At 64.1% G+C, this 12,771-nt stretch carries 13 protein-coding genes; 2 read left to right on the forward strand and 11 right to left on the reverse strand.

Annotated elements, in window-relative coordinates; genetic code table 11:
- Nucleotides 1–4: 4 nt before the first annotated feature.
- Both IVA96_RS19020 and IVA96_RS19025 read right to left on the reverse strand, forming a co-directional pair.
- Nucleotides 5–784, reverse strand: coding sequence for an SGNH/GDSL hydrolase family protein (locus IVA96_RS19020; protein ID WP_247418653.1), 780 nt, complete (start codon nucleotides 782–784; stop codon nucleotides 5–7).
- Nucleotides 784–2,040, reverse strand: a complete 1,257-nt coding sequence (locus IVA96_RS19025; protein ID WP_247281827.1) for an OpgC domain-containing protein — start codon at nucleotides 2,038–2,040, stop codon at nucleotides 784–786. Before IVA96_RS19025 ends, IVA96_RS19020 begins: the two co-directional genes overlap by 1 nt.
- 197 nt (nucleotides 2,041–2,237) lie before the next feature.
- Between IVA96_RS19025 and apaG the strand changes: the two genes are divergently transcribed.
- Complete coding sequence (gene apaG, locus IVA96_RS19030) at nucleotides 2,238–2,630, forward strand: Co2+/Mg2+ efflux protein ApaG (RefSeq protein WP_176945497.1); 393 nt, start codon at nucleotides 2,238–2,240, stop codon at nucleotides 2,628–2,630.
- A 181-nt stretch (nucleotides 2,631–2,811) separates the two neighbouring features.
- Here apaG and IVA96_RS19035 read toward each other — a convergent pair whose 3' ends face one another.
- The 3 genes from IVA96_RS19035 to IVA96_RS19045 all read right to left on the reverse strand — a co-directional run bounded on the left by IVA96_RS19035 (nucleotide 2,812) and on the right by IVA96_RS19045 (nucleotide 6,106).
- Nucleotides 2,812–3,819, reverse strand: a complete 1,008-nt coding sequence (locus IVA96_RS19035; RefSeq protein ID WP_247418655.1) for an Hsp33 family molecular chaperone — start codon at nucleotides 3,817–3,819, stop codon at nucleotides 2,812–2,814.
- 155 nt (nucleotides 3,820–3,974) lie between these two features.
- Entirely contained in the window at nucleotides 3,975–4,898 is a 924-nt protein-coding gene (gene argF, locus IVA96_RS19040; protein WP_247281829.1) for an ornithine carbamoyltransferase, read from the reverse strand.
- On the reverse strand, nucleotides 4,898–6,106 hold the full coding sequence (locus IVA96_RS19045) for an aspartate aminotransferase family protein (RefSeq protein WP_247281830.1): 1,209 nt from the start codon (nucleotides 6,104–6,106) through the stop codon (nucleotides 4,898–4,900). Before IVA96_RS19045 ends, argF begins: the two co-directional genes overlap by 1 nt.
- A 468-nt stretch (nucleotides 6,107–6,574) precedes the next feature.
- Here IVA96_RS19045 and IVA96_RS19050 point away from each other — a divergent pair, with 468 nt between their 5' ends.
- On the forward strand, nucleotides 6,575–7,087 hold the full coding sequence (locus IVA96_RS19050) for a GcrA family cell cycle regulator (protein ID WP_247281831.1): 513 nt from the start codon (nucleotides 6,575–6,577) through the stop codon (nucleotides 7,085–7,087).
- A gap of 260 nt (nucleotides 7,088–7,347) precedes the next feature.
- Here IVA96_RS19050 and phoB read toward each other — a convergent pair whose 3' ends face one another.
- The 6 genes from phoB to pstS form a co-directional block, all read right to left on the reverse strand.
- Complete coding sequence (gene phoB / locus IVA96_RS19055; protein WP_008143479.1) at nucleotides 7,348–8,055, reverse strand: phosphate regulon transcriptional regulator PhoB; 708 nt, start codon at nucleotides 8,053–8,055, stop codon at nucleotides 7,348–7,350.
- 14 nt (nucleotides 8,056–8,069) lie between these two features.
- The gene (phoU, locus tag IVA96_RS19060; RefSeq protein ID WP_091884957.1) at nucleotides 8,070–8,786 is read right to left on the reverse strand and encodes a phosphate signaling complex protein PhoU; all 717 of its coding nucleotides are present in this window, start codon (nucleotides 8,784–8,786) and stop codon (nucleotides 8,070–8,072) included.
- Between the two features lie 11 nt (nucleotides 8,787–8,797).
- Entirely contained in the window at nucleotides 8,798–9,619 is an 822-nt protein-coding gene (gene pstB / locus IVA96_RS19065) for a phosphate ABC transporter ATP-binding protein PstB (RefSeq protein WP_008541003.1), read from the reverse strand.
- Complete coding sequence (pstA, locus tag IVA96_RS19070) at nucleotides 9,616–10,461, reverse strand: phosphate ABC transporter permease PstA (RefSeq protein ID WP_247281832.1); 846 nt, start codon at nucleotides 10,459–10,461, stop codon at nucleotides 9,616–9,618. The genes pstB and pstA overlap by 4 nt, the downstream gene beginning before the upstream one ends.
- 4 nt (nucleotides 10,462–10,465) lie before the next feature.
- Nucleotides 10,466–11,455, reverse strand: coding sequence for a phosphate ABC transporter permease subunit PstC (gene pstC, locus IVA96_RS19075; protein ID WP_247282048.1), 990 nt, complete (start codon nucleotides 11,453–11,455; stop codon nucleotides 10,466–10,468).
- Between the two features lie 159 nt (nucleotides 11,456–11,614).
- Nucleotides 11,615–12,628 (reverse strand): phosphate ABC transporter substrate-binding protein PstS, encoded by a 1,014-nt coding sequence (gene pstS / locus IVA96_RS19080; RefSeq protein WP_247418657.1) that lies wholly within the window; start codon nucleotides 12,626–12,628, stop codon nucleotides 11,615–11,617.
- Nucleotides 12,629–12,771 lie beyond the last annotated feature (143 nt).

Consider the following 12,771-nt stretch of genomic DNA (forward strand, 5'->3'; position numbering starts at 1 on the left):
GACCTCAATTTTGCTGCTGGGCCGGCTCCAGATGGGCAGCATCAATCACGAACTGTGCCAACGCCCGGCCAAGGCAATCATGGACCTGTTTCGCCAGTTCAGGCCCGCGGGACGGGTTGAACAAGTCGAATTGGCCCTGATCATTCCATTGTCGCATGATCGCGAAACGGTCGAACAGCGGGACGTCGTGCTCCTGCGCCACCACACGCATATTATCGAGAAAAGGCTGCGCCGAGATCATGGTTTCGGTACGCGGACTGTACTGCAAATTCATCAAGACGACGTCAGCCCCTGCCTTTTGCAACGCGGTAACCCCTTCGGTTACCGCGCCGCGAAAATCGTCGGGATCGATGGATCGGATAGCATCCACGGTCCCGGTCTGCCAGATGACCAAAGTAGGCGTTTTTGCTTCCATCAGCTTAATGAAAGTGGACGCGGTCTCCCCTGCCGTTTTCTTGCTCTGTATTTCTACGGAGACGTGCACCACTTCGGACGCGGGCAGCTTCTCCTTGAGGATCGTCTCCATGCGTGCCGGATATGAGCTGCTCTCCGAGGATGGAATCGTGGTCGAGCGGCTTCCGATGACCAGAATCTCGAGCGGCTTGCCGGACTTGATGGCATCGGCGACCTTGGGAAGCTGGCTTTCGCTGGTAAGCAGATAGGACGGCAATTCGCAGGCCGGGGGCGCGGCCGAGGCAGCAGGCGCAGCATCGCCCGCGCGCGCCGTGGCCGCGGCGAGGCCACCGCATAGCAGGATCAGGCTCAGGAGAACCTTCGCCTTCATCAGCCCCCTCCCGCCAGATCGGCGTTGCCGACGGCGTTTTTGGTTTTCGCACCGCTCTTGTCAGCCACGCGCTTGTACCACGAAATCACCCACGCCACCCCCCACATGATCAGGATTCCGGAGAGACTAATCAACGCATGCATGGCTGCCCCGCCGGAAACTTCGGCCAGGATGAAATGGCCGGCGAAAGCCAGGAAGACGCCGAGACAGAAGATCTCGAGCGAATGCTGCCCGCATAGGATCAGCGGCCGCAGCCAGGGCGATTTCAGGCCCGGCCAGGTCCGCGGCAGGAAGCGCACGGTGAGCGCGGCCAGCGCCAGGAAATGTGTGAAGCGCAGCACGTCGAGATCGGTCTTGTCGATCGGATACATCCACTGCTCGATCCGCTTCGGCATGAAGTGGCCGAGCTGCGGCACGTACCAGGTCAGCGTCACGTAGAACGCCGCGGCGAGATAGGCGATCGAGATCCACATCGTCACGGGTGATGCCAGAATGCGCGACATGCGCCGCGCGCCTCCGAGCGCACACCATGCACCGAAGACGAAAAGCAATTGCCAGGCCAGCGGATTGAACGCCCAGAAGCCGTTCGGATAGGCCGAGAAGTAGAGGTCGTATTCCCACGTCACGGCGTAGAGCACGACCGAGAGGCCGAGCGTGACGTCGGGCTTCCACTTCATCGACCACAGGATCAACGGCAGCGCCAGCATCAGCACGATGTAGAGCGGCAGCACGTCCATGTTGACGGGCCGGAAGCGCAGCAGCAGCGCCTGCACGATGGTGACGTCGGGCTGCTTGAGGAAATCCATGATGCCCATCTCTTCGGTGTAGAGCGGGTTCTCGAAGCTGGTCGCCACATAGGAGATTTCGGCGAGGAAGATCGTGAACAGGAAGACGTGGGCGACGTAAATCTGCCAGACGCGGCGCAGGATGCGCGCGGTGGCGATGACGGCGCCGCTCTCCAGCATTGCCCGGCCGTAGACGAAGGCGGCGGTATAGCCGGAGATGAAGATGAAGATCTCGGTGGCGTCGCTGAAGCCGTAATTGCGAATGGTGAACCAGGTCAGCAGGCTGGTTGGCAGATGGTCGATGAAGATCAGCCACAGCGCCAGGCCGCGGAACAGATCGAGCCGGAGCTCGCGCTCGCCGATCGCCGGCAGCGTAATGGCTGGCGCGGCGGCGCGCGGCTTGGTCCCTGCGGGTTTGGCACCGGCGGTTCCCGCGATCGTCGATCCCGTCACTTGGTCGGCAATGGTCATCGGGGCCAAAAACCCTTCCGCAAATCGCGACGTTCAATGGAGTTTACCGGTCCGGCCGTCGTCTCGCAAAGCGGCCGGATCACATAAGGTTGTCTCCCCCTTGGGAGTCCCTTCCCCGCGAATTCTGGCGGGACGATGTCGCCAAAGCCGTCTCCGGCGTTTGGTTCCCCGGGCGGATTTCGCTATGATGGGCCATCATGTACCGCGCCGTGACCCGCCAGATCGAAGTGACCGTCGAGCCGAACTTTGTTCCGGAGCAGTCGTCGGCCGACCGCTCCCGCTATTTCTGGTCCTACACCATCGTCATCACCAATTCCGGTGACGAGACCGTGCAGCTGAAGACGCGGCACTGGATCATCACCGACGCCTCCGGCCGCCAGCAGGAGGTGAAGGGCGAGGGCGTCGTCGGTGAGCAGCCGATCCTGGCCCCCGGCGAGCGCTTCGAATACACCTCCGGCGTGCCGCTCACGACCGCCTCCGGCTTCATGACCGGCCGCTACCAGATGGTCAGCGAAAGCGGCGAGCGCTTCGAGATCGACGTGCCGACGTTCTCGCTGGACAGTCCGGACAACAAGCGGGTGTTGAACTAGCCTCCGATGTCATTCCCCGCGAAGGCGGAGAATCCAGCAAGCCGCGGCCTATCGGTTCAATCAGTGTTTGGCTCAATCACTGTCGTCTCGGAGTATTGGATCGCCCGATCACGGGCGGGCAGCGAGCATGTGCGAGCGGCCTCCCCAGCCTCGTCATTCCTAGCGTAGCTATGCGCGGTGCCTAGGCGTCCTCCACGCCCGCCTCGTGCGGCGTGAACTGGTAGACCGACGAGCAGAACTCGCAGGTGACGACGACCTTGTCGTCCTTGACCATCGCGGCGCGATCGTCGGGCGAGAAGCTCTTGAGCATCGAGGCAACCGCATCGCGCGAGCAGGAGCACCGCGCTTCCAGAACCTGCGAATTGAACACGCGCACGCCGCGCTCGTGGAAGAGGCGGAACAGCAGCCGCTCGCCGGAGAGCTCGGGATCGATCAGCTCGACGTCCTCGACGGTCTCGATCAGCGAACGCGCCTCGACCCAGGCGTCGTCTTCGGCGACGCTGTGCACCTCGCTGCCTTCGGGCGCATCCCCGGGATGCAGGTCCGCCTGCCGCGCGCGCTCCGGCGCCTTGGGCAGAAACTGCATCAACATGCCACCGGCGCGCCAGCGATGCTTGCCGCCGTCGCTACTGCGCCACTCCTCGCCGACCGCAAGACGCACGCGCGTCGGGATCTGCTCGGAGCGGAGGAAATATTCGTGAGCGGCCTCTTCCAGGCTGCCACCGTCGAGCGCGACCAGACCCTGGTAACGGCTCATGTCGGGGCCCTGGTCGATGGTCATGGCGAGATGACCGCGGCCGAGCAGCGTGCCGGAATCTTTGGCGTTACCGAGACGCGCGGCATCGAAACGCGCATAGGCGCGCAGGCGATCCGGCGCCATGTAGTCGACGACAAAGAACGACACCGGACCGTCGGTTTGGGCCTGGAGGATGAAGCGGCCCTCGAATTTCAGCGCCGAGCCGAGCAACGTCGTCAGCACGATGGCCTCGCCGAGCAGCTTGCCGACGGGAGCGGGATAATCGTGCTTGGTGAGAATGTCGTCGAGCGCCGGACCGAGCCGCACCAAGCGGCCGCGCACGTCGAGTGCGTCGACCTCGTAGGGCAGCACGGCGTCATCGATCGGAACCGGTGATGGCGCGCGAACCGGGCCTTCTGGCCCGGTTTTCATGTCAGGGGATTGGGAAACCATGGCCGTGTATCTGGGGTCGGAGGTGGGAAATGGAAGGGGGCGCGAGGGAGTGTTCCCGAGGCAGTTATGATCACACACGATACTGCTGGTTCGGCGTCGTCCCGGCTTCTCGCCAGGACGACGAACCAAACCCACTTCGCCTTCACCAGGCTGCGCTACTTCACCGCGTCAAAGCACCAGGCCAGAATGCCCTTCTGCGCGTGCAGGCGGTTTTCGGCCTCGTCGAACACGACCGATTGCGGGCCGTCGATCACTTCATCCGTGACCTCCTCGCCGCGATGGGCAGGCAGGCAGTGCATGAACAGCGCGTCGGGCTTGGCCAGCGACATCAGCTTGGCATTGACCTGGTAGGGCTTGAGCACGTTGTGGCGGTGCTCGCCTTCCTTGTCGCCCATCGACACCCAGGTGTCGGTGACGACGCAGTCGGCGCCCCTCACGGCGGCTTCCGGATCGGTGCCGAGCACGATCGGCGCATTGGTCATCTTGATCCAATCGCGCATCGCCTTTTTCGGCGCGAGCTCCGGCGGCGTTGCGACGTTGAGCTGGAACTTGAAGCGCTCGGCGGCGTGGGCCCAGGACGCCAGCACGTTGTTGTCGTCGCCTGTCCAGGCCACCGTCTTGCCCTCGATCGGGCCGCGATGCTCCTCATAGGTCATGAGGTCGGCCATCACCTGGCAAGGGTGCGAACGGCGCGTCAGGCCGTTGATGACGGGCACGGTCGCATGGGCCGCAAGCTCCAGCAGCGCCTCGTGATTGAGGATGCGGATCATGATGGCGTCGACATAGCGCGACAGCACGCGCGCGGTGTCGGCGATGGTCTCGCCCCGGCCGAGCTGCATTTCGGCGCCGGTGAGCATGATGGGCTCGCCGCCGAGCTGGCGCATGGCGACGTCGAACGACACCCGCGTCCGCGTCGAGGGGCGCTCGAAGATCATCGCCAGCGTCTTGCCTTCGAGCGGCCTGACCGGCTGATGCGCCTTCTGCTTCGCCTTCATGGCGGAGGATGCGGCGAGCATGCGCTTGAGCTCCGACAGCGGGAGCTCGTTGATGTCGAGGAAGTGCTTTGGCGAATTGCTCATCAGCTTGCCGCCCGCTTGGTCTGACTGCACGAGATCGCCGCGCAGGCGCGCTCGAGCCGCCCGACGCTGTCCTCGATCTCGGCTTCGGTGACGATCAGAGGCGGTAGGAAGCGCACCACATTGTCGCCGGCGCCGACGGTGAGCAGCTTTTCGTTGCGCAGGGCGGTAACGAGATCACCCGAAGGCACGACCGCCTTGATGCCGATCAGGAGCCCCTCACCACGGACTTCGCTGACGACATCAGGATAGCGATCGATCACCGAGGCGAGCTTCTGCTTGAGCAGCAGCGACATCCTCTGCACGTGATCGAAAAAGCCGGGCTCGAGCATGACGTCGAGCACGGCGTTCGCAGCGGAAATCGCGAGCGGATTGCCGCCGAAGGTCGAGCCGTGCGAGCCGGGCGTCATGCCGGAGGCCGCTTCCGCGGTGGCAAGACAAGCGCCGATCGGGAAGCCGCCACCGAGCGCTTTCGCCAGCGACATCACGTCGGGGGTGACGCCGAGACGGCGATGCGCGAACAGATCGCCGGTGCGGCCCATGCCGGTCTGCACCTCGTCGAACGCGAGCAACAGGCCCTTCTCGTCACAGAGCTGACGCAGCGCCTTGAGGAAGGCGGGTGTTGACGAACGCACACCGCCCTCGCCCTGGATCGGCTCGATCAGGATGCCGGCGGTCTGCGGACCGATCGCCTTCTTCACGGCCTCGATATCGCCATGCGGGACCTGGTCGAAGCCATCCATGGGCGGGCCGAAACCTTCAAGATATTTTGCCGAGCCCGTCGCCGCCAACGTCGCCAGCGTGCGGCCGTGGAAGGCGCCTTCGAAGGTGATCATGCGATAGCGATCGGGATGGCCTTTGGCGGCATGATAGCGCCGCACGACCTTGATCACGCATTCCAACGCTTCGGCGCCGGAATTGCAGAAGAACACGAAGTCCGCGAAACTTTCGTTGCACAAACGCGTTGCAAGCCGTTCGCCATCGGGACTCTGGAACAGGTTCGACATGTGCCAGAGCTTGGTCGCCTGCTCCTGCAATGCCTTGACCAACGCAGGATGGGCGTGGCCGAGCGCGTTCACGGCGACGCCCGAGGTGAAATCGAGATAGCGATCGCCATTGGTCGCGATCAGCCAGCAGCCTTCGCCGCGCTCGAAGCCAAGGTCCGCCCTGGCGAAAACGGGAAGCAGATGCGGCGCGGCGCTGTTGGTCATGACCATCACTTGGATGTTGCATTTGGACGTTGAGACCTGCCTGGCATGCCTTGCGCAGCGCACCATTGACCGGTCCGGAAAACGAAACGTGCCGCCTTTTAAGGGCGGCACGCGTCACCATCTTATGCCTGGCAAGACGGGTGTCAATGCCGCCCGGAAAGCCTCGCGAAACGCGAAATCCGTAGTCTTGCGGTGCCGATCTTGCGGGGTTTTCACCACGGAACATGTGGAAGCGAGTCGGCGGACTCTTGCGCGGGAGTCACGCCATATTGTAGCGTTTGGACTGTCAGATACGACATCTCGTGCAGCGGTTCTGATCCCAAGAGTCCTCATGTACCGGCGTAAACGTTCGGGCGTCAGTCACGCGCCCGGCGAGCCTTAAGGGATTCTGACGGCACGGGTTTTTCAAGGCTTAAGCATTCGCTGTGAGGCCCCAGGATGGCGGCGCGCAACGAGGGAAAGGGTGCAATGACGGTTTTGACCTGGTCCGACGATCGCGTCGAGCAGCTGAAAAAGCTCTGGGAGGCCGGACTTTCGGCCAGCCAGATCGCGGCCGAGCTCGGCAATGTGACCCGCAATGCCGTGATCGGCAAAGTGCACAGGCTCGGCCTGTCGGGCCGCGCCAAGAGCCCTTCATCGGCAGCGCCGCGGCCGCGCAAGGCGCGGCCCGCGCAGCATATGATGCGGGTGACCCGGCCGATCTCGCGCGGCAACACCGCGCTGGCGCAGGCCTTCGAGGTCGAGGTGGAGGCCGAACCGGTCACCTACGACAACGTGGTGCCGATGAGTCAGCGGCTGTCGCTGCTGGAATTGAACGAGGCGACGTGCCACTGGCCGGTCGGCGATCCCTCCAGCCCGGACTTCTTCTTCTGTGGCGGCAAGGCGCTGTCAGGCCTGCCCTACTGCGCCCAGCACTCGCGCGTCGCCTATCAGCCGGCAGCGGATCGCCGGCGGGCGGCACCGAAGCCGAGCACGCGGTGATTATTTCCTGAGATCGAACCGGCAGCCGTCACGCGGTGACGGCGCAACAAACCCGACGTCGTCCCGGACAAGCGAAGCGCCGGACCGGGACCGATAGCCACCGCAAGCCGTGGTTACGGGGACTCGGAGTTACCTTTTCGCGCAACAACCACGTCCTGTGGCTATGCGTCCGGATCGGCGCTTCGCTCCGGACAACGCTGCGCGTTGCCGGGAGCTACGCTTGTCCGGGACGACGACCGAGCTTGGTGACGCAGTTGGGCCTACGTCTGCTCCGCCTTTGCAAACCGATCATCCAGCGCATAACCCGCGCCGCGGACGGTGCGGATCGGGTCCTGCTCGCGGCCGAGATTGAGCAGCTTGCGCAGGCGGCCGATATGGACGTCGACGGTGCGCTCGTCGATGTAGATGTCGCGGCCCCAGACGCTGTCGAGCAGCTGCTCGCGCGAGAACACGCGGCCGGGATGCTCCAGGAAGAACTCCAGCAGGCGATATTCGGTCGGGCCGAGATCGATCGGCCGGCCCGAGCGCGCGACGCGGCGCTTGTCGCGATCGAGCTCGATGTCGCCATAGGCGAGCACGGTGGCGAGCCGCTCGGGGCTTGCGCGCCGCAGAAGGCCCTTCACGCGCGCGAGCAGCTCCGGCACCGAGAACGGCTTGACGATGTAGTCATCGGCGCCGGTCGCAAGACCCCGCACCCGCTCGCTTTCCTCGCCGCGCGCGGTCAGCATGATGATCGGGAGCTGCTTGGTCTCGGGACGGGTGCGCAGCCGCCGACACAACTCGATGCCGGACAGTCCCGGCAGCATCCAGTCGAGCACGATCAGATCGGGGATGTGTTCCTTGAGGCGGGTGTCGGCGTCGTCGCCGCGCATTACCGTCTCCACGTCATAGCCGTCGCCTTCGAGGTTGTAACGGAGAAGCTCGGTGAGAGCTTCCTCGTCCTCAACCACCATAATGCGTGCGCCCATGTTGTCGTCGCTCCCTAGGTATTCGGTACCGTCGTGGCGAAGGTCGTCATGTCGCCCTTCGGCCGCTTGTCGGTGATCGCCTGCCCCTCGATCATGTAGAACACGGTCTCGGCGATGTTGGTGGCGTGATCACCGATGCGCTCGATGTTCTTGGCGCAAAACATCAGATGGATGCAGAACGAGATGTTGCGCGGATCCTCCATCATATAGGTGAGGAGCTCGCGGAACAGAGAGGTGCAGATGGCGTCCACTTCCTCGTCGCCCTTCCACACCGCCATCGCCGCCGGCAAATCGTGCGCGGCATAGGCATCCAGCACCGACTTGACCTGCTGCTGCACGAGGTCGGTCATGTGCTCCAGGCCGCGGAACAGTTTCAGCGGATGGAAGTCCGTCTCCAGCGCCGCAACGCGCTTGCCCATGTTCTTGGCGAGGTCGCCGATGCGCTCGAGATCGGTGGCAACGCGCATGGCGCCGACGATCTCGCGTAAATCCACCGCCATCGGCTGGCGGCGGGCGATGGTGAGCACGGCGCGCTCCTCGATGCGCTTCTGAAGCGCGTCGAGCTCGGCATCGGTGGTGACGACGCGCTGGCCGAGCGCGACGTCGCGGCGGATCAGCGCGTCGACGGAATCGACGATCATGCGCTCGGCGATGCCGCCCATCTCGGCGACGAGGCGAGTGAGCTCCTGGAGGTCGGTATCGAAGGCCTTTGCGGTATGTTCAGTACCCATGTCCCGTCTCCTCAGCCGAACCGGCCGGTGATGTAATCCTGCGTACGCCGGTCGCTCGGCGACGTGAAGATCTTGCTGGTGTCGTCGAACTCGATCAGCTCGCCGAGATACATGAAGGCGGTTTTATCAGAGACGCGCGCCGCCTGCTGCATGTTGTGGGTGACGATCGCGATCGTGTAGTTCTCGGACAATTCCTGGATCAGCTCCTCGACCTTGGCGGTCGAGATCGGGTCGAGCGCCGAGCAGGGCTCATCGAACAAGATCACTTCGGGCCGCACCGCGACCGTGCGGGCGATGCAGAGGCGCTGCTGCTGGCCGCCGGAGAGCGACAAGCCGGACGCGTTGAGCTTATCCTTGACCTCGTTCCACAGCGCGCCGCCGCGCAGCGCCTTCTCGACGCGGTCGTCCATCTCGGACTTCGAGATCTTCTCGTAGAGGCGGATGCCGAAGGCGATGTTCTCGTAGATCGTCATCGGGAACGGCGTCGGTTTCTGGAACACCATGCCGACCCGGGCGCGCAGCAGGTTAAGGTCCAGCTTGGGATCGAGGATATTGGTCTGGTCGAGCAACAGCTGGCCGGTGGCGCGCTGGCCCGGATAGAGATCGTACATCCGGTTGAAGATGCGCAGCAGGGTCGACTTGCCGCAGCCCGACGGGCCGATGAAGGCCGTGACGCGGTTGGTGCCGAGGGCCAGATTGATGTTCTTCAGCGCGTGGTGCTCACCGTAGTAGAAATTGAGGTTGCGCGCGGTGACCTTGGCAGGCGCCTCGGGTAGCGGCTGTGAGCCGGGATGAACGGTCGGCGCACTTACGGAAACAGACATTTCACTCATTTTGCAGTCCTCTCGGCGCCAAGGATGCGCGCGCCAATGTTCAGGGCAAGCACGGTCAGGGTGATGAGCAGCGCCCCACTCCAGGCGAGCTGCTTCCAATAGGCGTAGGGGCTCTGCACGAAGTTGTTGATGGTGACAGGCAGGTTGGCCATCGTCTTGTCGAGGCCGAGGCTGAAGAACTGGTTCGACAGCGCCGTGAACAGCAGCGGCGCGGTCTCGCCGGCGACGCGCGCAGTCGCCAGCAGCACGCCGGTGATCAGGCCGGAGCGCGCGGCACGATAGGCGATCCGTTTGATCACCAGCGAGCGCGGCAGGCCGAGCGCGCTGGCAGCCTCACGCAGCGGGTTCGGCACCAGCAGCAACATGTCTTCGGTGGTGCGCACCACGACCGGGATCACGATCACGGCGAGCGCCAGCGCGCCGGCGATCGCCGAGAAGCCGCGCATCGGCACCACCACCGCGCCGTAGATGAACAGGCCGATGATGATCGAAGGCGCCGAGAGCAGGATGTCGTTGATGAAGCGGATCACCGAGGTCAGCTTGTCGTTGCGGCCGTACTCGGCGAGATAGGTGCCGGCGAACAGGCCGAGCGGCGCGCCGATGCCGACGCCGATCACGGTCATGATCAGCGAGCCGACGATGGCGTTGAGCAGGCCGCCCTCGTTCGATCCGGGCGGGGGCGTGTTCTCGGTGAAGACCTGGTAGTTGAGCCCGGCCAGGCCATTGTAAAGCAGCGTGATCAAAATCAGCGCGAGCCAAGTGACGCCGAAGGCGGCGGCTGCGATGCAGAGACCGCGGATGACGATGTCCCAGCGGCGACGGCGCGAATAGATCGGGTTCATGGCGTCACTTTCCGGCCTTGGTTTCCAGCCGCATCAGCATCAGCCGCGCGGCCGCGAGCACGAAGAACGTCAGCACGAACAGGAGCAGGCCGAGCAGGATCAGGCCGGACTGGTGCAGGCCGTCACTCTCGGCGAATTCGGAGGCGATCGCCGCCGAGATCGTGGTGCCCGGAGCGAAGATCGACGAGGAGATGCGGAACGAGTTGCCGATGATGAAGGTCACCGCCATCGTCTCGCCGAGCGCGCGACCGAGCGCCAGCATGACGCCGCCGATGATGCCGACGCGGGTGTAGGGGATCACCACGCTGCGGACGACTTCCCAGGTGGTGCAGCCGACGCCGTAGGCGGCTTCCTTCAGCACCGGCGGCACCGTCTTGAACACGTCGACCGAGATCGAGGTGATGAAGGGCAGCACCATGATGGCGAGGATCAGCGCGGCATTGAACAGGCTGAGATAGGACGGCGGACCTGCGAAGATCGCCCCCAGCACGGGGACGCCGTCGAAGACCCTGATCATGAACGGCTGGAAGGTGTTGGCCAGGAACGGGCCCAGCACGAAGAAGCCCCACATGCCGTAGATGATCGAGGGAATGCCGGCGAGCAGCTCGATCGCCATGCCGATCGGGCGGCGCAGCCATTGCGGGCAGAGCTCGGTGAGGAAGATCGCAATACCGAGACCGACCGGAATGGCGATCAGCATCGCGATGAAGGAGGTGACGAGCGTGCCGTACATCGGCCCGAGCGCGCCGAGCACGGGCGGATCGGCCGACGGCGCCCAGCGCTGCGTCCATAGGAACGAGAGGCCGTATTCCTTCATCGCGGGGAAGGCGCCAACGATCAGCGAAATGATGATGCCACCGAGGATCAGCAGCACCGAGATCGCGGAAAGTCGCGTGATCCAGTAGAAGGTGACGTCGCCGAGCTTGAACGCGCTCAAGGCCTTGGCGCGGTCATACGGTCCGGCGTCGTCGATTACGTCGCTCTGAACGGCCATCTCTGCCACGCCGATCCCCTGTACCCAGATTTATAGACGCTTGTTGCCGGTCCCGCGCCCCCGACACAGCACGACGCTGATCGGGGCCCGGTTGTTGTCCCGGCGCAGCGCAGCAGCATTTCACGCTGCTGCGCGTCCGGGACATGAGAGCCGTTCGCCTCAGCTCTTGATCTCGGCGGCCCAGGTCTTCTCGATCAGCTGGACGACGCTGTCCGGCATCGGGATGTAGTCGAGTTCTTCAGCCGCCTTGCCACCGTTCTTGAACGCCCAGCGGAAGAACTTGATGGCTTCCTGGGAGGCGGCCTTGTCGGTCACAGACTTGTGCATCAGGATGAAGGTCGCCGCCGTGATCGGCCAGGACTTCTCGCCCGGCTGGTCGGTCAGGATGACGTAATAGCCGGGAGCCTTGGCCCAGTCGGCGTTGGAGGCGGCGGCCTGGAAGGCCTCGACGGTCGGCTGCACCGGCTTGCCGGCCTTGTTGACGAGACCGGTGTAGGTCAGCTTGTTCTGCTTGGCATAGGCGTACTCGACATAGCCGATCGAGTTCTTAGTCTGGCTGATGTTGCCCGACACGCCTTCGTTGCCCTTGGCGCCGACGCCGACCGGCCACTCCACCGCGGTGCCTTCGCCGACCTTGCTCTTCCAGTCCGCGCTGGCCTTGGAGAGATAGTTGGTGAAGTTGAAGGTGGTGCCCGAACCGTCGGAACGGCGGACCACGGTGATCGCCTCCGCCGGCAGCTTCACGTTCGGATTGAGCTTCTTGATCGCGGCGTCGTCCCATTTGGTGATCTTGCCGAGATAGATGTTGGCCAGCGTCTCGCCGTCGAACACCAGCTCGCCGGGCTTCACGCCCTCGAGGTTGACGACGGGGACGATGGCGCCCATCACCATCGGCCACTGCACGAGACCGTCCTTCTCGAGCTGCTCGGCCTTGAGCGGCGCGTCGCTGGCGCCGAAGGTCACGGTCTTAGCCAGGATCTGCTTGATACCGCCGCCCGAGCCGATCGACTGGTAATTCAGACCGTTGCCGGTCTCCTTCTTGTAGGCATCAGCCCACTTTGAATAGATCGGGAACGGGAACGTCGCACCGGCACCCGTGATATCGGCAGCAAAGGCCGCCGTCGCCGAGGCGGCGACCAAGCCGGCAGCGACGATCGTTTTGAGGAAATTCATGCTGGTCTCCATACAGGGGGAGCGAAGCGCCGTCCGCGCCCGATCGCGCTCCCCGCGCCGCCCCTTTAGGAGCGGTCGGCTGTGCTTTTACGAAGGTTTCGTGACAGCTGGATGACACCCTCAAGCAATTGGAATCGCTTGAT

It is taken from the genome of Bradyrhizobium sp. 159 (assembly GCF_023073795.1).
Lineage (GTDB): Bacteria > Pseudomonadota > Alphaproteobacteria > Rhizobiales > Xanthobacteraceae > Bradyrhizobium.